Here is a 21,413-nt window from a genome sequence, read left to right on the forward strand (position 1 = left end):
CGTATATTTTTAAATGCAAGCGCTTTATTTTGACAGGAAGGGGAAATGAATGTGCTTCAGAACAAAGATTATGAATTTTGGTTTGTGACGGGAAGCCAGCACTTATACGGAGAGGAAACGCTTCAGCTTGTCGATCAACACGCAAAAGGGATATGTGACGGTCTCAGCGGGGTGTCATCAAGATACAAGATCAGGCATAAAGCAGTTGTTACGTCATCTGAAACAATCAGAGAGGTTTTGCGGGAAGCGCAGTATCAAGAAAACTGCGCCGGGATCATCACGTGGATGCATACATTTTCTCCGGCGAAAATGTGGATTGAAGGTCTTTCCGCCTTTCAAAAGCCGATGCTTCATCTGCATACCCAATATCATCGCGACATTCCGTGGGAAACGATTGATATGGATTTTATGAACAGCAACCAATCCGCCCACGGAGACCGGGAATACGGATATATCCAGTCAAGAATGGGGCAGACGAGAAAAGTCATTGCAGGCTATTGGGATGATGAAGAAGTTAAACGTGACATTTCACAATGGATGAATACTGCTGCCGCTTGGAATGAAAGCAGGCATATTAAAGTAGCCCGGTTCGGCGACAACATGCGGAATGTAGCCGTGACTGACGGAGACAAAGTCGGCGCCCACATTCAATTCGGCTGGCAGGTTGACGGGTACGGAATCGGTGATCTTACCGAGGTGATGAACAATGTCACCGATGCAGAAATTGAGGCGCTTTATGAAGAATACGACAAATTGTATATCATCAGCGATGAAACGAAACGGGATGAAGCAAAAGTTGCTTCCATTAAAGAACAGGCGAAAATTGAACTCGGATTAACGGCCTTTCTCGAACGGGGCGGATATACAGCGTTTTCGACCTCCTTTGAAGTTTTGCACGGAATGAAGCAGCTTCCGGGTCTTGCCGTTCAGCGTCTCATGGAAAAAGGGTACGGATTTGCCGGCGAAGGCGATTGGAAAACGGCTGCCTTGGTACGAATGATGAAAATAATGGCGGACGGAAAACAAACCTCCTTCATGGAAGATTACACGTACCATTTTGAGCCGGGGCGTGCGATGATTCTCGGATCACATATGCTTGAAGTATGTCCGACAATTGCCCTTGATCGGCCGAAAATTGAAGTCCATCCTCTCTCAATCGGGGGAAAAGAAGATCCCGCCCGATTGGTCTTTAACGGAATCGGCGGTTCAGCCATCATCGCAAGTATCATTGACATCGGAGGGCGGTTCCGTCTCATTCTAAATGAAGCGGAAGGCATGGAAATTGAACATGACATGCCGAATCTGCCTGTGGCGCGGGTGCTGTGGAAGCCTGAGCCATCGCTGAAAACAGCTGCGGAAGCATGGATTTTGGCGGGAGGCGCTCATCATACCTGTATGTCCTTCCGGCTTACGGCTGAACAGATGCTTGACTGGGCTGAAATGGCAGGCATTGAAAGCATCTTTATTTCCCGCAATACCGAAATACGCGAGCTGAAAAAAGAGCTGAAGTGGAATGACGCATTATACCGGCTGGGAGGGAATTGATATGGCGTATACAATTGGTGTGGATTTCGGCACATTGTCCGGCAGGGCGGTGCTTGTCAATGTCCGGACAGGAGAAGAAATTGCATCCGCGGTCAAAGAATACACTCATGCCGTTATCGACCGTACGCTGCCGAAAACGGGGGAAAAGCTCCCTCGTGACTGGGCGCTTCAAGATCCCGCCGATTATATTGAAGTTTTGGAAACGGCGATTCCGAGCCTGCTTCAGCAGTCGGGCGCTGATCCAAAAGATGTGATCGGCATAGGAATTGATTTTACGGCCTGCACCATTTTGCCGGTAGACGGCGCGGGACAGCCGCTTTGTATGCTTCCGGAATTTGAACGGGAGCCTCACAGTTATGTGAAGCTGTGGAAGCATCATGCGGCTCAAAAGCATGCAGACTGTTTGAACGCGATTGCCGAAGACACAAAAGAAGAATTTCTCAAAAGATACGGCGGTAAAATTTCTTCCGAATGGATGATCCCGAAAATCATGCAAATTGCGGAAGAAGCGCCGCATATATACGAGGCGGCAGATCGGATTGTGGAAGCGGCAGACTGGATCGTCTATCAATTGTGCGGTTCATTGAAGCGGAGCAACTGCACGGCCGGCTACAAAGCAATTTGGAATGAGGAGACGGGATATCCGCCTAATCATTTTTTCGAAAGGCTCAACCCGTTAATGAAAACGATTACAAATGATAAATTAAGCGGAACCATTTATTCAGTCGGAGAAAAGGCAGGAGGACTGACCGAAAAAATGGCGGAGCTGACCGGGCTTTTGCCGGGGACGGCCGTTGCAGTCGCCAATGTTGACGCTCACGTGTCAGTGCCAGCGGTCGGCATTACAGAGCCGGGGAAAATGCTGATGATCATGGGAACGTCCACCTGTCATGTGCTGCTCGGCGAGGAAGAACATATCGTCCCCGGTATGTGCGGAGTTGTCAATAACGGCATCTTGCCTGGATATGCGGGATATGAAGCGGGGCAGTCCTGTGTCGGCGACCACTTTGAATGGTTTGTTAAAACGTGCGTTCCGAAAGACTATGAGAAGGAAGCCGAGGAAAAACAGATCGATATTCACGAGCTTTTAAGCGAAAAAGCAGCAGAGCTTGCTCCGGGGGAAAGCGGTCTTCTCGCGCTTGACTGGTGGAACGGAAACCGGTCAACCTTGGTGGACGCCGATTTGACGGGCATGATGCTCGGCATGACGCTGCACACGAAACCGGAAGAAATCTACAGGGCATTGATTGAAGCGACGGCGTTCGGAACGAGGATGATTATCGAAACATTCCGCGAAAACGGCGTTCCGGTCGAGGAGCTTTATGCAGCCGGAGGAATCGCTGAGAAAAATCCATTTATCATGCAAATTTATGCAGACGTCACAAATATGGACATTAAATTATCCGGGTCTCCGCAGGCGCCGGCACTGGGCTCCGCGATTTTCGGAGCGCTCGCTGCGGGACGGGAAAACGGGGGTTTCTCCAATATTGCTGAGGCTTGCGCACATATGGGGAAATTAAAAGACGGCTCTTATGTCCCGAATCGGGGAAGAGCTGAGATTTATGACAGCTTATATGCGGAATACAAAGAGCTCGTTCACTACTTCGGCAAAGAAAACAATGTCATGAAACGCCTGAAAGCCATTAAAAACCGTGAGTTCGCGAAAGGGGAGAGCCGCCATGCTTGAAGCGTTAAAAGAAGAAGTGCTCGCCGCCAACCTGAAGCTTGAGGAACATAATCTTGTCACGTTTACATGGGGAAATGTCAGCGGCATTGACAGAGAAAGCGGGAGAATCGTCATTAAACCGAGCGGTGTCGATTACAGTGAGCTGACCGCAGACAAACTGGTCGTCCTGAATGAGGACGGAGAGATTCTGGAAGGCTCGCTGAAGCCGTCCTCTGACACGCCGACCCATCTTTATCTGTATAAAGCCTTTCCCGCTATCGGCGGAATCGTTCATACGCATTCCCGCTGGGCGACGAGCTGGGCGCAGTCAGGCAGAGACATTCCCGCGCTCGGAACGACCCACGCGGATTATTTTGAAAGCGCTATACCCTGTACGAGGGAAATGTATGAAGAAGAAATTGTGAAAGATTACGAATATCATACAGGCAAAGTCATAGCGGAAACCTTTCAAAATGAATCGTATGAACAAAATCCGGGTGTCCTCGTCCACAGCCACGGTCCGTTCTGCTGGGGAACGGACGCGCTGAATGCCGTGCATAACGCTGTAGTGCTCGAAACCGTGGCGGAAATGGCCTACCATTCGCTTATGCTGAACAAACAGCTCAGCCCGATAGACAGAGTGCTGCATGATAAGCATTTTTACAGAAAACACGGGGCGAATGCTTATTATGGCCAAACTTGACGCATCCGGGTTTCTGATTGATTTAGACGGAACCGTATTCAGGGGGCAGGAGCTGATTGACGGCGCAACAGAAGCCATTCATACTCTTCAGTCCCTGGGCAAAGCCGTTGTCTTTTTAAGCAACCGCGGCAATCTATCAAGAGCCATGTGCCAAAAGAAACTGCTTGGTGCCGGTATCCGGACGGATGAACGGAGCATCGTGCTATCCTCCAGTGTGACGGCATCATTTTTAAAGAAGCATTATCCTTTGTCAAAGGTATGGGTGTTAGGAGAGAGAGGGCTGACGGATGAACTCGCTTTAGCGGGTGTCACCATGGCGCAAAAGCCGCAGGCGGCAGACTGGCTTGTTATCTCTTTGCATGAAACTGTCACCTATGAGGATCTGAATCTCGCTTTCCAGGCAGCTTCCTCCGGCGCGCGCATCATCGCCACGAACCGGGACCGCTCGTTTCCGAATGAAGGCGGCCATGCTATGGACGTCGCGGGAATGATCGGGGCCATTGAGGCATCTGCCGGAGTAAAAACGGAGCTTGTCGTCGGCAAACCGTCTTGGCTGATGGCTGAGGCAGCATGTGAAGCGCTCGGGCTTTCCCCGGGAGAATGCGCAATAATCGGAGACAGCCTCGAATCAGATATCGCAATGGGAAGGCTGTACGGGATGAAAAGCGTGTTGGTTCTGACGGGATCGGCAAAACTTGGGGAGACCCGTCTCTATGAGCCTGACATCGTGCTCGACTCTATTAAAGACCTGACAGAATTAGCGAAGGAGGGAATCCTTTTATGAAACTTTCTCCGGCGGACATTCAATCCGAGTTTAATAAGGAAGGAGGCAGCCGCTCTCCTATTCAAATAGAAGACATCATCATCGGAGCGGATGCAAAAGAAGAGCTTTTCAGATTTCTTCAAAAAAAATGCTGGAAACATCCGGCGATCGTCTGTGACCGGAACACTGACGAAGCGGCGGGAGGGATGCTTGCGGACGAATTGAAGGCCGGCGGGATCGAAGCGGCAAAGATCATCATTCCGGAGCATGAAACAGGAACCGCTGCGGCTGATGAAAGGACACTGATCTATACGCTGATCAATATCGCGGAAGAGACGGATGTCATCATTGCGGCCGGGTCAGGAACGATTCACGACATTACGCGGTTTGCCGCCTGCCAGCGCGGTTTGCCGTTTATCTCATTCCCCACCGCTCCTTCAGTCGACGGATTTACATCAGCGGGAGCGCCGCTCATATTAAACGGTATCAAAACGACGATTCAGACGAAAGCGCCGATCGCCTTATTTGCGGATACGAATCTATTAAAAGAAGCGCCGCGCGCAATGACAGCCGCGGGCTTCGGCGACATGCTCGGAAAAATAACTTCGCTGGCAGATTGGGAGATCTCCCATAGGCTTGCGGATGAGCCGTACTCAGAAGCCGGGGCGAAACTTGTGAAAGACGCGCTTTGGCAGTGCATTGATCACCGTGCTGACATTGCCATGGGAACAGAGGCCGGCATTCGCATCCTGATGGAAGCGCTGATCGTTTCGGGTCTTGTCATGCTTGCCCTTGATCACTCCCGTCCCGCCTCAGGAGGAGAGCATCACATCTCGCATTGGATTGAGATGGAACTGCTGAAGACGAAACAGCCTCCGATTCTCCACGGTGCGAAGGTGGGCTGCGCGTGCGCGGTGCTGAGTGATATTTACAAAGATCTGGCCTGCCACGAAAAGCTTGCAGAACTTCCGACGCACTTTCGCGAGGCGGTTCAATCAGCATATGAAGGGCTCCCTGACGGCAAAACAATTGCCGGGTGGCTCACATCTGCCGGAGGTCCCGCCAGTTTTGATGAAATCGGTGTAAAACAGGACCTTGTCAGCGACGCCCTTAAGCATGCACACACACTGCGAGACCGTTATACCGGCTTAACCATCATAAATGAAAATGCAGCGCTCTTTGCACATCATTCGCCGCACGGCCTGAAGCGGAAGGGGGAATGACATGAAAAAAACGGCTGCTGTATGTTTGGCGCTGATGATGTTCTTATTATTTACCGCCGGCTGTTCACAAGAACGGACTGCCGGCAGTGCGGGAGAAACGGAGCTGACATTCTGGACGTTTAACGGACTGCACGAACAGTTTTATCAGGAAATGGCCAAAGAATGGAATCAGAAATATCCGGAGCGCAAAATTAAGCTGAATACCGTTGTTTATCCTTATGGACAAATGCATGATAATCTATCCGTTTCCCTGATCGCGGGCGAAGGGCTTCCTGATATTGCCGACGTGGAATTAAGCCGGTTCTCGAACTTTCTGAAGGGGAAGGATATCCCGCTTGCCGATCTGACTCCGCTGATTGAAAAAGACCGCGATAAGTTTGTGGAAGCGCGCCTGGCCTTATACAGCAAAAACGGCAAACTGTACGGCCTTGACACACATGTAGGGACGACCGTGATGTTTTACAACATGGATATTATGAAAAAGGCGGGCGTTGATCCCGCATCGATTAAGACATGGGAGGACTACCGGCTGGCGGGGAAAAAAGTGCGCGAAATCGCGGGGAAACCGATGGGAACGGTTGAAACAAATGATTCCGCCACATTTCTTTCCATGATTTCACAGCAAGGATCAGGCTACTTCAGCAAAAACGGAAAGTTGATTCTGAACAATAAAACGAATATAGACACATTGAATGACTTAAAGGACATGGTAAATGATAAAACCCTTCTGCCGGCTCCCGGCGGCGGCCATCACAGTGAAGAATACTACGGTTTTATGAATCAGGGCGGGGCAGCGTCAGTACTGATGCCCATCTGGTACATGGGACGGTTTATCGATTATATGCCTGATTTAAAAGGAAAAATGGCGATTTACCCTATGCCGGCTTGGAAAAAAGGCCGCGACAGATCAGCGGGCTTGGGCGGAACAGCCACCGTCGTACCGAAACAGGCTGAACATCTGAAGCTCGCGAAAGAATTTCTCGGATTTGCGAAAGGTTCAAAGGAAGGAAATATTAAGCTGTGGACGGTGCTCGGCTTTGATCCGCTCCGCTGGGACGTGTGGGATTCAAAAGAATTGAAGGAGAAAAATAAGTACACGGATTTCTTCCGGAACGGTACATCCATTTTCTCCACGCTCCTTGAAGTAAAAGATGAGATCAATCCGATTTATTTGCATGAAGACTTCTCTAAAGCGGCTGATCTCGTCGTCAGACAGGTGCTGTTCGATGCGCTGAAGACGCAGGAAAAAACACCTAAGGAAGCCTTGGACGAGGCGGCGCAGCAATTGGAAAAATAAGAAGCCGCCCATTTTAACAGAGAAAGCGGGGGAGCTTTATGAGACCTGTAAAGACGGAGGCAGCGCAAACCGTTTCCGCAGCCCGGAAGAAGCCGCGCCGGCGCAATGTGCTGTATTCCAAAAAAGCAGCGCCTTATCTTTTTACGGCGCCTTTTATCATTTCGTTTCTCGTTTTCTTTTTGTATCCGATCATCAGCGTGTGTATCATGAGCTTTCAGCGGATACTGCCGGGAGAAGCTGCATTTGTCGGTTTTTCCAATTACTCCTCTCTTCTTAATCCAACCTTTTACACCGCACTGTTTAATACATTGGAATATACCTTCTGGACGCTGATCGTGCTGATTCCGGTGCCGCTTCTTTTGGCGGTGATTCTGAATTCGAAGCTCGTCAGATTCAGAAATGTGTTTAAATCGGCACTGTTCGTACCGGCTTTGACATCGACGATCGTCGCGGGGATTATATTCCGGCTGATGTTCGGAGAAATGAATACGTCGCTGGCAAACGAGCTGATGATGAAGCTTGGCGTATCGCCTCAAAACTGGCTCAATAACAAAGGAACCGGTATGTTTTTAATGGTGCTGCTTGCGTCATGGAGATGGATGGGCATTAACATTCTTTATTTTCTGGCCGGATTGCAAAACGTGCCGAAAGAATTATATGAGGCGGCTGAAATTGACGGGGCGAGTACGTGGAAAAAGTTCCGGCATATTACCCTCCCGTTTTTAAAGCCGGTATCCGTTTATGTGTTAACGATCAGTATGATCGGCGGTTTCAGAATGTTTGAGGAAAGCTATGTGCTGTGGCAGAATAATTCCCCGGGCAATATCGGCCTCACGCTTGTCGGTTATTTATATCAGCAGGGGCTTGCGTACAACGAAATGGGGTACGGGGCCGCCATCGGAATTGTCCTTTTGCTTGTCATCTTACTTGTCAGCCTTGTGTCGTTGAAACTGTCCGGTTCGTTTAAAGGGGAGGGATAGGTGGTGCGTAACAATCACATGTTTTCCGTGTACAGAGTCGCGTTTACCTTGTTTTTTATCATGCTGAGCCTGCTGTATATCTTTCCGATGATCTGCCTATTGCTCGGTTCATTAAAGCCGTCATCTGAGCTGATGCGCATCGGACTGAATCTGCGTCTTGATCCGGATGTGATGAGCTTTGATAACTACACGTATTTGTTCAACGGGGGAAGCATTTATTTTAAGTGGTTTTTTAACAGCCTGCTGCTCGGGGTTCTCACCACGGTGCTCACACTGTTTTTTTCCTCTATGATCGGCTACGGACTCGGTGTATACGAGTTTAAAGGCCGAAATGTTATTTTCGTTCTTGTGCTGATCATTATGATGGTTCCTCTGGAAGTGATGATGCTTCCGTTATTTAAACTGACGGTGGGGCTTCATTTGATTGATTCTTATACGGGGGTGATTCTGCCGTTTATTGTGTCGCCTGTCGCCGTGTTCTTTTTCAGGCAATACGCGCTCGGCCTCCCGAGGGATCTGCTCGATTCAGCGAGAATGGATGGCTGCACGGAATTCGGCATTTTCTTCAGAATTATGGCGCCCCTCATGAAACCGGCATTCGGAGCAATGATCATTCTCCAATCTTTAAACAGCTGGAATAACTTTTTATGGCCGCTGATCGTGCTTCGGTCGAAAGAAATGTTTACGCTTCCAATCGGACTGTCAGGGCTGCTGAGTCCGTACGGCAACAACTATGACATGCTGATCTCCGGTTCCGTTTTTGCGATACTGCCGGTGATTATCATATTCTTGTTTTTCCAAAAATACTTTATTTCCGGCCTGACAGTCGGCGGAGTGAAGGGATAGAGAGAGGGAGGAAACATAATGAAAAAAGCGGGAATTACAGCAGATAAAGAATATATCATCGGTGAAGTGGACAAACGGATGTACGGATCATTTATAGAACATATGGGCCGGGCGGTGTATGAAGGCATTTATGAGCCAGGACACCCGAAAGCCGACAAGGACGGGTTCAGAACAGACGTACAGGAGTTAATCAAGGAATTGCAAGTGCCGTTCATCCGCTATCCTGGAGGGAATTTTCTCTCGGGCTACAATTGGGAAGACGGCGTCGGACCGGTGAAGGACCGACCGCGGAGGCTTGATCTGGCATGGCAGACGACAGAAACGAACGAAGTCGGGACGAATGAATTTTTAACGTGGGCAAAAAAAGTGAACGCCGAAGTGAATATGGCGGTCAATCTCGGGACGAGAGGAATCGATGCCGCCCGGAACCTCGTCGAGTACTGCAACCATCCTGAAGGGTCATACTGGAGCGACTTGCGAAAATCGCACGGCTATGAAAAACCTTACGGCATAAAAACGTGGTGCTTAGGAAATGAGATGGACGGCCCTTGGCAGATCGGGCACAAAACGGCGCATGAATACGGACGGCTCGCCGCTGAAACGGCAAAAGTGATGAAATGGACGGACCCGACGATCGAATTGGTGGCCTGCGGAAGCTCAAACAGCGGCATGCCGACCTTCATCGAATGGGAGGCGGAGGTGCTTGAGCATACGTACGAGCATGTGGATTACATCTCACTGCATACGTATTACGGCAACCATGAAAATGATCTTGAAAACTATTTGGCGAAGTCGATGGATTTAGACCATTTTATCAAATCCGTCACAGCCGTATGTGATTATATGAAAGCGAAAAAACGGAGCAAAAAAACGATTCACCTTTCTTTAGATGAGTGGAATGTATGGTACCACTCAAATGAAGCGGATAAAAAAGTGGAGCCGTGGATTACGGCCCGGCCGATTCTGGAAGACATCTACAATTTTGAAGATGCGCTGTTGATCGGTTCATTGCTGATTACGATGCTGCAGCATGCGGACAGACTAAAGATCGCCTGTCTCGCCCAGCTTGTCAACGTGATTGCGCCTATCATGACTGAAAAGGGCGGAGAAGCATGGAGGCAGCCGATCTTTTATCCTTACATGCACGCCTCTGTCTACGGGAGAGGGACTTCGATGAAGCTGCTGATTACCTCCCCGAAATACGACTCAGCGGATTTTACGGATGTGCCGTATGTTGATGCCGCGGCCGTTTACCGTGAAGAGGATGAAGCCCTGACCATTTTTGCGGTCAACAAAAGCAAGGAACCGATAGAAACGGAGATCAAACTGAGAGGGTTTGAAGATTACCGCATCATTGAGCATATCGTGCTGGAGCATCAGGATATGAAAGCGACCAATCAAAAAAACAGAAAAGAAGTTATGCCTCACTCAAACGGAACGTCTTCCGCAAACGCTGAAGGGATAACGGCTCATTTTACGCCGCTGTCATGGAATGTCATCCGTTTATCAGGAAAATAATGTTCCGAAAAGCCGGGCTGCGCCGCCGGCTTTTTTTACGCAAAAATCATCTCTCGTTATCTGATAATTGTGATAATATTTAGAAAAAGAGAAAAGGGGCTGGGATTAAATGAATGCGATTACAATCGTCATAGCGTCTATATGCATTTTGGCGATCGCCTATCGGCTTTACGGTACCTTTATGATGGTCAAAGTATTAAAAATCAATGATCAGACACCGACTCCGGCCCATGTGCTTGAGGATGGGAAAGATTATGTGCCGACGAATAAATGGGTGTCATTCGGCCACCATTTCGCGGCAATCGCCGCTGCCGGCCCGCTTGTCGGACCGATTCTCGCAGCTCAGTTCGGCTATCTGCCCGGGCTGTTATGGCTGTTAATCGGGGCGGTGATCGGGGGAGCCGTGCACGATATTGTCGTATTGTTTGCATCTATGCGGAAAAACGGGAAAACGCTTTCTGAAGTCGCCAAAGAAGAGCTCGGCCCGGTGGCGGGCTTTTGCACGGGTCTTTCGATGCTGTTTATCATTACGATCACGATGGCGGGGCTGTCCATGGTTGTGCTGCACGCACTTGAGAAAAACCCGTGGGGAACGTTTGCGGTGGGGATTACGATTCCGATCGCGATGGGGGTCGGCGTCTACTATAAAAAAACGGGCAATCTCAAACTTGCATCAACTGTCGGTTTTCTTTTGTTAATGGCCGGCGTTGTGATCGGGCCGCGGCTGCAGACAACGGCTCTCGGCGACATGCTGACGTTGGATGCGAAAACACTCGCGGTGGCGCTTCCCGTCTATGCTTTTTTCGCCGCGGCGCTTCCGGTTTGGCTTTTGCTTGCCCCGCGTGACTATTTAAGCAGTTTTATGAAAATCGGGGTATTTGCCGCTTTGATCGCCGGAGTCTTTTTCGTTAATCCAGCCGTTAAATTCCCGGCCGTAACGGAGTTCATTCACGGCGGCGGACCGGTGATCGCGGGACCTGTCTGGCCGTTTATTTCAATAACGATTGCCTGCGGCGCCATTTCAGGCTTTCATGCGTTTGTCGGTTCCGGCACAACGCCGAAAATGCTGGATAAATGGAGTGATATAAAGCCGGTTGCTTTCGGAGCGATGCTTGTTGAATGTCTTGTCGGGATTATGGCGCTCATAGCTGCCGTCGCACTTGAGCCAGCCGATTATTTTGCCATTAACAGCACGCCGGAAATTTTCCGCGCCCTTGGGATGAATGTCGTCCATCTGCCTGAATTGAGCAAAGAAATCGGGCTCAGTCTGGAAGGAAGAACGGGCGGCGCTGTTACGCTTGCCGTCGGAATGACGTATATCTTTACGGAGATTCCGTTTTTCAGTCATTTGGCTTCATACTTTTTTCAATTTGTCATTATGTTTGAAGCGGTGTTTATTTTAACGGCGATTGATGCGGGAACCCGTGTCGCCCGCTACTTGATCCAGGAGTTTTTCGGAGAGGTGTATAAGCCGCTGAAAAAAACAGACTGGCTGCCGGGCTCGATTTTCTCAAGCGCGCTCGCCTGCCTGCTGTGGGGCTATCTTCTGTATTCGGGCGACATCAGCTCCATTTGGGCGCTGTTCGGCGTGTCCAATCAGCTTATGGCGTCCGTCGGATTAATCATCGGTGCGACTGTCGTATTGAAGATAGCCGATAAGCGGCGTTATATGCTGACATGCCTGATTCCTCTCGCTTATTTGTACGTGACCGTCAACTATGCGGGTTATTGGATGGTGCGGTATGTGTATTTGAATCCCGAAGCGGCGGGATACAATGTGCTGAATGGCGTTTTATCTATTATCATGCTCATTCTCGGGCTTGTGATTATCATGGCGGCTGTGAAAAAATGGGCAAACATTTGGCGTGATCCGAGTGCCAGATTGGAAGCTTCAATACCCGGATAAATCCGCCCCGAACTGTAAAACTTGCAGCATCATAAAAGCAGAGAGCCGTTCGGTCTCTCTGCTTTTTCCGTTTATGACAAATCCGCCGCTTCCAAAAGGTAATCCGCCAAATGTACCGCGCGGACACGGTCTGTTAATCCTTCGCGCAAAATGCCGAGCTGCATTTGCAAAAGGCATCCGGGATTGGCTGTCACGATGACGGTTGCTTCCGTTTTTCCGGCGGCTTTCATCTTGCTGTCTAATATTTTCATAGACATCTCTGACTCTGTTATATTATAAATTCCCGCCGACCCGCAGCAGCTGTCGGCCTTTTCCATTTCTCTGTACTCGGCCCCTTTAATGCTTTTCAAAAGCATGCGCGGTTCCTCTGACGTATGCATCACATTGCGGAGATGGCAGGAGTCCTGATATGTGACGATATGAGGGGATTGCGCCTGAAGGTTCCTTTGATGGAACTTCAGTTCAACCAGTACGGATGAAAAGTCTTTGAGCTTCCGGACGAATTGTTCGGCACGATCCGCCCATTCAGGTTCATCCTTCAGCAAATGCGGATATTCCTGAAGAAAGGCGCCGCATCCGCCGGCGTTTGTAATGATATAATCTGCGTCAAGCGCTTCAAAAGCCGCGATATTCCGCTTGGCCAGTTCTTTTCCCGTCTCTTTTTCTCCGCTGTGCCCGTGAAGCGCGCCGCAGCACGCCTGACCTTCCGGAACCGCGATTTCACATCCGGCCGCCTGTAAAAGCGCTGTTGTCGCATGATTTGTTGCTAAAAACATCGTATCCATTAAACAGCCCGAGAAAAAAGCAGCCCGTTTTTGAACGGGACCCGAGGCGGGAAGAAAACGGGGCCGTTCCTTCATGTCTTTCCGTTTCGGGACGGGCGGGAGCACTTGTTCCATTGTGCGCAGATGCTCAGGCAAAACGCGCAGCATACCGGTTTTTCTGACGGCGGTCTGCAGTCCTGATCTTTGGTATATCCCGAGAAGATTCGCCGCTGTCTGCATGCGGTTTTGATGGGGAAAAAGCCCGCTAAATGCCGCTTTCCGCAAGAGGCGCACGCCCGGCTTATGTTTTTTATTTTGTTGAATGATATCCCTTGCTTCTTCAAGCAGCTGTCCGTAATTGACTCCTGCCGGACAAACGGGCTCGCATGCCCGGCAGCCGAGACACAGCGAAAGTGAGCGCTCGACATCTTCATCCGGCTCGATCAGTCCGTCTGTGACGGCTTTCATCAGGGCGATCCGGCCGCGCGGCGAATGGGATTCTTGAAATCCTGATTCGATATAGGTCGGACAGGAAGGAAGGCAGAAGCCGCAGCGCATGCAGTTCAGCAATTCACCTTCATCCATGCGGTTTTTGAATTCTGTTTGTATTTGTTTCTGCTCTTTAGCCGTTGTCATTTCATCACCACCACGCGTTTCCTTGACGAATTGGCGAATATTTTTCCCGGATTCAGCAGGTTTTGGGGATCGAGCGCTTGTTTGATCGCTTTCATGGCGGTGATGCCTTCTGTTTTCAGCTTCATTTCTAAATACGGCGCTTTTACGATGCCGACCCCGTGTTCACCCGTTATCGTTCCTCCCAGCTCAATCGCTTTCTCAAAAATGGCGGCAAAGGCTTTTTCGACACGTTCCATCTCCTCTGTATTTCGGATATCGGTGGTGCACGTCGGATGGAGGTTGCCGTCGCCTGCATGGCCGAATGTGCAGATGGACAAGCCGTATGTTTCTGCAATCTCGTTAATGGCTCTGACCATATTGGCAATTTGTGATCTCGGCACGGTGGCATCTTCCAGAATCGTCGTCGGTTTCAGTCTGGCAAGGGCTGATAGTGCGGACCGTCTGGCCTCTGTAAGGGCGAATGCTTCCTCCTCGGTTTCAGCCGTTTGGACGGATACGGCGGCTCCGTTTCTACAGATGGCTTCGATTTTTTCCATATCGCGTCTGACCGTGTCGCTGTCACCGTCCTGTTCGATCAGCAGTACGGCTTTTGCGTCTGTCGGAAGCCCGATCTTGGCGTAATCTTCAATGACCTGCAGTGTCGGCTGATCCAGAAATTCGAGTGTCGCCGGAATGATTTTTTCAGCGATGATGGCAGAAACCGATTCTGCAGCCGCTTCAATATGTTCATAGAGTGCGAGCAGCGTTTTTTTCGTTTCCGGCTTCGGAACAAGCTTTAAAGTCGCTTCCGTCACAACACCGAGCGTCCCCTCTGATCCGACGAAAAGCCGGGTCAGATCATAACCGGCGACATCCTTTGTCAGCTTTCCTCCTGTGCGGATGATATCGCCTGAAGCCAAGACGGCTTCAAGGCCGAGGACATAATCCCGGGTGACACCGTACTTCAGGCCGCGCAGTCCGCCGGAATTTTCATTAATATTTCCGCCGATCGTCGATATTTTCATGCTGCTCGGATCAGGCGGATAAAATAACCCTTTCCGTTCAACCGCATGAATCATATCTTGCGTGATCACACCCGGCTGGACGGTTGCCGTCAAATTTTCCTCATCAATTTCAAGAATTCGGTTCATATGTTTGAATAAAAGAACAAGACCGCCCTCAGACGGACATGTGCCGCCGCATAAGTTTGTGCCTGAACCCCTCGGCACGATCGGAATGTCATGTCTGCTGCAAATCGTTAATATACGGGACACGTCATCCGTACAGCGGGGGGCGATTACCGCATCCGGCATGGCTTGCAGCTGAGGGGCCGCATCGTACGAATACACAAGACGGCCAGCCGCAGAATCATCATAATTCCCCTTCCCGACCGCCCGGATGAACTGTTCCTTTGCCTCTCGTGAAATCATATTCTCCCAACCTCCCGATTAGAAAAGCGTTTTCATTTAATTGTAAAGAAAAATGATTTCGTAAACTATGGAGAAATAGATGAAAAATGATGGTGATATCACGTGATTTTTGTATGTTGATCTAAAAAGCGAAGCGCCAAATAAAAAGCCGTTATGTCTTCAGGGCGGTCAAGCTTCATATTTGTCAGCGATTCCAGTTTGGAAAGACGGTAGCGCAGCGTATTAATATGAATATGCATGTCATCAGCGGTGCGCTTTAACGATAACTGCCGGTCGAAAAAGGCGCGCAGCGTATCCAGAAGTTCTTCACGGCCGAGCACATGCTCGAGAACCCGCCGTGAAAATTCAGACCGTGTGCCGGGCGCAATATCGGCAAGACACATATCCAGTTTTAAATCTTCTTCAAAGACGGCCTGCTTGTCAATAGCGCCCGCCGAAAGAGCTTTCTCCGCCTGTCCGTATGATTCCGTCAGGCGTTCTCCCGGAACGATCCGTCCAATGCCGGCCGTGACAGGCTGCCCAAAAACAGTGTTCATTCTTTTGACGAGCTTCTCCTTAGAATCCGAGTTTGTTTCATGATTAATGAGAATACGTTCATTTCCCCAGCGGACAAACAGGTCTTCAGGGTATTCACTTTGCCAGAGGCGCCCGAGCTCTTCTGCTTCATATTGCTCAAAACGGCCTTGAATGAGTATGATTCGGCGTTGCGAATGAAGGTCTGCTGCAAGGAGCTTTGCTTTTTCTAAAAAACCCGGCGACCATTCTTTTAACTGCAGCCAATCCACCATAAAGGATTCAAGCATTCTCTCACGCCATTGCACTTCTTCCAGGTGGCGCGTTTCTTTTATAAAAAGCTCCGTCATTTTTCTGAGCAATTCCCCGAAAGGCAGGATATCGTCAGGGTTTCCTGTCAGACCGAATACTCCGATCACCTCATGACCCGAAAAAACGGGGAGGTTTAATCCTGCTTTTACGCCCTCGAGCCGTTTTTCATCTTCTTTCGTAATGATGACATTCCGTTTTTCCCGCGCGCAGATCAGAGCTCCTTCATGAAAACATCCGGCGCGCGCAGCGTTGGTGCCCGCGATGATCATTCCTTTTGTATCGGCAATAATCACTTCGCGGCTGTACATATGTTTGACTTCGGCAATCAATTTTTTTGCCAGTTCCGGCTGTAACTGCATTGGCGATCCCCCTCGCCATTATTATACAAAAAAAACCGGGTGTGCCATCACCCGGTTTCATGCTTATTGCGCAGGTTTTAATCCGCCTTCAAGTGTTTTGAGCATTTCATTTTTTTCTGAGTCTGACGCATGCTGCCAAAGCACTTCGAATAAGACGCCGAGACCCGGAAGCATTTTTTCTTCACCGCTTTGGATGGCGTCAACGATAGTATGCTCCAGCTGATCCTGGTTATTGCCGGTCACATTGGCAATAACGGCGTTGCGTAAATTAAGATCCATTACAACCGCTCCTTTTTTCCTGAATGTGATACGCATATTCTTACCGCGCACGCGGTTTATTATGTGCTGTTCTTGAGATATAATAACAACATGCATGAAAAAAGGAGAGCGCAGAAATAAAGTGAAACGAATTGACTCGGCAAAAAACCAAAAAGTGAAGGACTGGAAAAAACTTCACACAAAAAAAGAGAGACATAAAACGAATACATTTCTGATAGAAGGAGAGCATCTGGCAGAAGAAGCGCTCAAGTCAAAGGGAACGGTAAAAGAAATTCTCGTAAAAGATGAGAGCGCCATTCCGGCCGATCTGGACATGAGCATTCCGTGCTATGTGCTGAGCGAAGATGCGTTTTCAGCCGTGACGGAAACGGAAACGCCGCAGCAGATTGCCGCAGTCTGCCATATGCCGGACGAGAAGCCTGACCGGCTGAAGCGGCTGCTTCTGCTTGATGCCGTGCAGGATCCGGGGAATTTAGGAACAATGATCAGAACGGCAGATGCGGCGGGGATCGACGCCGTTGTCCTTGGTGAGGGAACGGCAGATCCATACAACGGAAAAACGCTGCGTTCAGCCCAAGGATCTCACTTTCATATTCCCATTTTGAAACGTCCGCTCGACGAGTTTACCGATGAGCTGAAATCGCAAGGCGTCGCGATCTACGGCACGGCGCTTGAAAACGGTGCGGCTTATCAAAGCGTGAAGCCTGAAGAATCGTTCGCGTTAATCGTCGGGAACGAGGGAGCGGGAGTGGACGCCGGCCTTCTGCAAAAAACGGATCTCAACCTGTACGTTCCGCTGTACGGACAGGCGGAGTCGCTGAATGTGGCGGTGGCGGCCGCCATCCTCGTCTATCATCTCAGAGGATAGGTTGCGCAAAGCCGCGAATTTCACTATAATAGATAGCAATAATGTAAAAACCGTGACAGAGGACGTCAATTTTTTCACAAGCTGCCTTCCAGGGAGAAAATGCCGCCGACTGAAAGCATTTTTATCGCAGCACAGAAATTGATTTTCACCTCTCGAGTTGTCACCGGGACCGCGCCAAACGCGCGTAAAGGTGAACCGGAACGATCGTTTCCGTTATGTCAATGAAGCTGTCGGCAGATGAAGTCTGCCTTAAAAAGGGTGGTACCGCGGCCACAACTCGTCCCTTCTCTCAAGGGGCGGGTTTTTTTGTTTTCTGAAAAAGGCATAGAACGGTTTGGTTTACATAAAAGGAGGATGCATGATGGAAGAGAAGCTTAAACAGCTCGAACTGGAAGCTGCAGAAAAAGTAGAAGCGGCAGGTTCATTAAAAGAAGTTAACGACATTCGGGTGCAATATCTCGGAAAAAAAGGGCCGATTACAGAAGTTCTCCGCGGCATGGGCAAACTGTCCGCCGAAGAACGCCCGAAAATGGGAGCGCTCGCCAATGAAGTGAGAGAGCGCATTGCAGCAGCCATTACGGCGAAAAATGAACAGCTTGAACAAGAAGAGATGAATAAAAAACTCAGCAGCCAGACGATTGACGTCACATTGCCGGGCAGTCAGGTAAACATCGGCGGGCGCCATCCGCTGACGGTCGTTATTGAAGAAATTGAAGATTTATTTATCGGCATGGGGTATACCATCGAAGAAGGTCCTGAAGTGGAAACGGATTATTACAACTTTGAGGCGCTGAATCTGCCGAAGGAGCACCCGGCCCGTGACATGCAGGACAGCTTTTACATTACAGAAGAAATGCTGATGAGAACGCAGACGTCACCGGTGCAGACGCGCACGATGGAAAAGCATAAAGGCAAAGGCCCCGTCAAAATCATTTGTCCCGGAAAAGTGTATCGCCGCGACAACGATGACGCGACACATTCCCACCAGTTCATGCAGATTGAGGGTCTCGTCGTGGATCGCAAAATCAGCATGAGCGATCTGAAAGGCACGCTTGAATTGGTCGCCAAAAAAATGTTCGGCCAAGACCGTGAAATCAGGCTCCGTCCGAGCTTTTTCCCATTCACTGAACCTTCTGTCGAGGTGGATGTGACCTGCTTTAAATGCGGCGGACAAGGCTGTTCCGTCTGCAAAAAAACGGGCTGGATCGAAATTCTCGGCGCCGGCATGATTCACCCGAACGTGCTGAAAATGGCCGGATTCAATCCTGAGGAATACCAGGGCTTTGCTTTCGGAATGGGTGTGGAACGTATCGCAATGCTGAAATACGGCATTGAAGATATCCGCCATTTCTATACTAATGATGTCAGATTCATTTCGCAGTTTAAACAGGCGTAAGAGGAGGATACACATGTTTGTTTCATATAAATGGTTAGAAGATTACGTTGACTTGCAGGGAATCGACCCGGCCGTGCTTGCAGAAAAAATTACGAGAGCCGGTATTGAAGTTGAGGGTATCGAGTATAAAGGGGAAGGCGTAAAAGGCGTTGTCATCGGACACGTGCTTGAGCGTGAACAGCACCCGAATGCCGACAAACTCAACAAATGCCTTGTCGATATCGGTGCGGAGGAACCCGTTCAGATTATCTGCGGCGCCCCGAATGTTGATAAAGGACAGAAGGTTGCCGTTGCAACAGTCGGTGCCGTTCTTCCCGGCAATTTCAAAATTAAAAAAGCCAAGCTGCGCGGCGAAGCGTCTCACGGCATGATCTGTTCTCTCCAGGAGCTCGGCATTGAAAGCAAGCTCGTGGCGAAAGAATATGCGGAAGGCATTTTCGTGTTTCCGAATGATGCTGAAACGGGAGCTGACGCAATGGCAGCCCTTCAGCTTGATGATGCGATTTTAGAATTGGGCTTAACGCCGAACCGCGCCGACGCAATGAACATGCTTGGTGTGGCTTATGAAGTTGCGGCTATTCTCGGCACCGAGGTGAAGCTTCCGGAGACTTCATATGAAAAAGCGGCAGAAAAAGCAGCGGACGCTGTTTCCGTCAAGATTGAAGATACGCAGGCCAATCCGCATTATGCCGCAAAAATCATTAAAAACGTCAAAATCGGCCCGTCTCCACTGTGGATGCAGACGAAGCTGATGAATGCAGGCATCCGCCCGCACAATAACGTCGTGGACATCACAAACTTCGTCCTCCTTGAGTACGGCCAGCCGCTTCACGCTTTCGATTACGACCGGTTCGGTTCAAAAGAAGTCGTCGTCAGAAAAGCGGCGGAAAACGAAACCATCGTGACGCTGGATGAACAGGAGCGCAAGCTGTCAAGCAGCCATTTGGTCATCACGAACGGAGAAAAAGCGCAAGCCGTTGCGGGAGTCATGGGCGGAGCAGAATCTGAAGTCCGTGAAGACACCACCGCGATTTTACTGGAAGCCGCTTATTTCGACGGACAGACCGTCCGCAAAGCGTCGAGAGACCTCGGGCTGAGAAGCGAAGCGAGCGCCAGATATGAAAAAGGCATTGACCCGGCACGCGTTCTGCTGGCGGCTGAACGGGCCTGCAGCCTCATTCAGGCGTATGCCGGCGGAGAAGTGCTCTCAGGCACGGTCGAAGAAAACCATCTGGAAATCGAAGCGAACAACATTCATGTATCTGTTGACAAAGTGAACGCCGTGCTCGGCATGACAATCACTAAAGAAGAAATCATCAGCATTTACAAGCGCCTCGGTTTTGCAGTCGGTGAAGCAAAAGACGTTCTGGTCGTAACGGTGCCGTCACGCCGCGGAGATATTAAAATCGAAGAGGACCTGATTGAAGAAGCGGCAAGACTGTACGGGTATGACAATATTCCGTCCACGCTTCCGGAAACGGCCGGCACGACAGGCGGCTTGACACCGTATCAGGCAAAACGCCGGAAAGTGAGACGTTTCCTTGAAGGAGCGGGTCTTTCACAAGCGACCACATATTCATTGACGAATGATAAAAAAGCGGCTGCTTTTGCGATCGAAAAATCATTCAATACGATGCTTGCTCTGCCGATGAGCGAAGAAAGAAGCATTCTCAGACACAGCCTCGTGCCGAATCTGCTTGAAGCCGTTTCATACAATCTGGCCAGACAGACTGATTCCGTTGCTTTATACGAAACGGGTTCTGTATTTCTGACGAAGGAAGAAAACACAAAACCGGTTGAAAAAGAACGGGTTGCCGGAGCCGTAACCGGATTATGGCGCAAAAACCTATGGCAGGGTGAGAAAAAGCCGGTTGATTTCTTCGTCGTCAAAGGAATCGTTGAAGGCCTGCTGCATCAATTGAATGTGTCAGACCGGATTGAATTTGTCCAGTCAGAACGCAAAAACATGCATCCCGGCCGGACCGCAAACATTCTTTTGAACGGCTCACTTGCCGGATTTATCGGACAGGTGCACCCGGCAATGGAAAAAGAGCTGGATATCAAAGAAACGTATGTGTTCGAGCTTGATCTGCACGCGCTTCTGACCGAGGAAACAGAACCTGTCGTGTACACGGCGATTCCGAAGTACCCGTCCGTCACACGCGACATTGCGCTTGTTGCAGATAAAACCGTCACAAGCGGACAGCTCGAGGCCGTGATCAAAGAAGCCGGCGGCGCCCTATTGAAAGAAGTCACCGTATTTGATGTGTACGAAGGTGAGCATATGGAAGAGGGCAAAAAATCCGTCGCCTTCTCGCTTCAATATGTCAACCCTGAACAAACCTTGACAGAAGAAGAAGTGACAAAAGTCCACGAAAACGTGCTGAAAGCGCTGGAAGAAACGTATCAGGCCGTATTAAGAGGATAAAG

At 49.8% G+C, this 21,413-nt stretch carries 17 protein-coding genes; 13 read left to right on the top strand and 4 right to left on the bottom strand.

Annotated elements, in window-relative coordinates; all coding sequences use genetic code 11:
• The first annotated feature begins 51 nt into the window (after window positions 1–51).
• From araA to cstA, 10 genes are all read left to right on the top strand, one after another.
• Window positions 52–1,545 (top strand): L-arabinose isomerase, encoded by a 1,494-nt coding sequence (araA, locus tag Y79_RS0116270; RefSeq protein ID WP_029575355.1) that lies wholly within the window; start codon window positions 52–54, stop codon window positions 1,543–1,545.
• 1 nt (window position 1,546) lies between these two features.
• Window positions 1,547–3,232 carry a ribulokinase gene (gene araB, locus Y79_RS0116275; protein WP_016938634.1) on the top strand — a complete coding sequence of 562 codons (1,686 nt, stop codon included), beginning with the start codon at window positions 1,547–1,549 and terminating at the stop codon, window positions 3,230–3,232.
• Window positions 3,225–3,914 carry an L-ribulose-5-phosphate 4-epimerase gene (araD, locus tag Y79_RS0116280; RefSeq protein WP_016938635.1) on the top strand — a complete coding sequence of 230 codons (690 nt, stop codon included), beginning with the start codon at window positions 3,225–3,227 and terminating at the stop codon, window positions 3,912–3,914. The genes araB and araD overlap by 8 nt, the downstream gene beginning before the upstream one ends.
• Window positions 3,892–4,698: an HAD-IIA family hydrolase gene (locus Y79_RS0116285; RefSeq protein ID WP_415273223.1), complete on the top strand. Its 807-nt coding sequence runs from the start codon at window positions 3,892–3,894 to the stop codon at window positions 4,696–4,698. The genes araD and Y79_RS0116285 overlap by 23 nt, the downstream gene beginning before the upstream one ends.
• Complete coding sequence (locus Y79_RS0116290) at window positions 4,695–5,900, top strand: sn-glycerol-1-phosphate dehydrogenase (protein WP_016938637.1); 1,206 nt, start codon at window positions 4,695–4,697, stop codon at window positions 5,898–5,900. The genes Y79_RS0116285 and Y79_RS0116290 overlap by 4 nt, the downstream gene beginning before the upstream one ends.
• Before the next feature lies 1 nt (window position 5,901).
• Window positions 5,902–7,197: an arabinooligosaccharides ABC transporter substrate-binding protein AraN gene (locus tag Y79_RS0116295; RefSeq protein WP_016938638.1), complete on the top strand. Its 1,296-nt coding sequence runs from the start codon at window positions 5,902–5,904 to the stop codon at window positions 7,195–7,197.
• Between the two features lie 38 nt (window positions 7,198–7,235).
• Window positions 7,236–8,177, top strand: a complete 942-nt coding sequence (locus Y79_RS0116300; RefSeq protein ID WP_016938639.1) for an arabinooligosaccharides ABC transporter permease AraP — start codon at window positions 7,236–7,238, stop codon at window positions 8,175–8,177.
• Window positions 8,178–8,195: 18 nt separating this feature from the next.
• Window positions 8,196–9,023: an arabinooligosaccharides ABC transporter permease AraQ gene (locus tag Y79_RS0116305; protein ID WP_032864872.1), complete on the top strand. Its 828-nt coding sequence runs from the start codon at window positions 8,196–8,198 to the stop codon at window positions 9,021–9,023.
• An 18-nt stretch (window positions 9,024–9,041) separates the two neighbouring features.
• Window positions 9,042–10,541, top strand: a complete 1,500-nt coding sequence (gene arfA, locus Y79_RS0116310) for an arabinosylfuranosidase ArfA (RefSeq protein WP_016938641.1) — start codon at window positions 9,042–9,044, stop codon at window positions 10,539–10,541.
• Between the two features lie 109 nt (window positions 10,542–10,650).
• Window positions 10,651–12,447, top strand: coding sequence for a carbon starvation protein CstA (gene cstA / locus Y79_RS0116315; protein WP_016938642.1), 1,797 nt, complete (start codon window positions 10,651–10,653; stop codon window positions 12,445–12,447).
• Between the two features lie 71 nt (window positions 12,448–12,518).
• Here cstA and Y79_RS0116320 read toward each other — a convergent pair whose 3' ends face one another.
• The 4 genes from Y79_RS0116320 to sspI form a co-directional block, all read right to left on the bottom strand.
• Window positions 12,519–13,847 (bottom strand): (Fe-S)-binding protein, encoded by a 1,329-nt coding sequence (locus tag Y79_RS0116320; RefSeq protein ID WP_016938643.1) that lies wholly within the window; start codon window positions 13,845–13,847, stop codon window positions 12,519–12,521.
• Window positions 13,844–15,256: a glycolate oxidase subunit GlcD gene (gene glcD, locus Y79_RS0116325; RefSeq protein ID WP_016938644.1), complete on the bottom strand. Its 1,413-nt coding sequence runs from the start codon at window positions 15,254–15,256 to the stop codon at window positions 13,844–13,846. Before glcD ends, Y79_RS0116320 begins: the two co-directional genes overlap by 4 nt.
• Window positions 15,257–15,354: 98 nt before the next feature.
• Complete coding sequence (locus Y79_RS0116330) at window positions 15,355–16,440, bottom strand: CdaR family transcriptional regulator (RefSeq protein WP_016938645.1); 1,086 nt, start codon at window positions 16,438–16,440, stop codon at window positions 15,355–15,357.
• A gap of 63 nt (window positions 16,441–16,503) precedes the next feature.
• On the bottom strand, window positions 16,504–16,719 hold the full coding sequence (gene sspI, locus Y79_RS0116335) for a small acid-soluble spore protein SspI (protein ID WP_003152527.1): 216 nt from the start codon (window positions 16,717–16,719) through the stop codon (window positions 16,504–16,506).
• A 121-nt stretch (window positions 16,720–16,840) separates the two neighbouring features.
• On the opposite strand from sspI, the gene Y79_RS0116340 reads away from it, so the two are divergent.
• From Y79_RS0116340 to pheT, 3 genes are all read left to right on the top strand, one after another.
• Complete coding sequence (locus tag Y79_RS0116340) at window positions 16,841–17,587, top strand: TrmH family RNA methyltransferase (RefSeq protein ID WP_016938646.1); 747 nt, start codon at window positions 16,841–16,843, stop codon at window positions 17,585–17,587.
• 361 nt (window positions 17,588–17,948) lie between these two features.
• Window positions 17,949–18,983, top strand: a complete 1,035-nt coding sequence (gene pheS / locus Y79_RS0116345; protein WP_016938647.1) for a phenylalanine--tRNA ligase subunit alpha — start codon at window positions 17,949–17,951, stop codon at window positions 18,981–18,983.
• Between the two features lie 13 nt (window positions 18,984–18,996).
• On the top strand, window positions 18,997–21,411 hold the full coding sequence (gene pheT / locus Y79_RS0116350; protein WP_016938648.1) for a phenylalanine--tRNA ligase subunit beta: 2,415 nt from the start codon (window positions 18,997–18,999) through the stop codon (window positions 21,409–21,411).
• Window positions 21,412–21,413 lie beyond the last annotated feature (2 nt).

It is taken from the genome of Bacillus siamensis KCTC 13613 (assembly GCF_000262045.1).
GTDB classification, from domain to species: domain Bacteria; phylum Bacillota; class Bacilli; order Bacillales; family Bacillaceae; genus Bacillus; species Bacillus siamensis.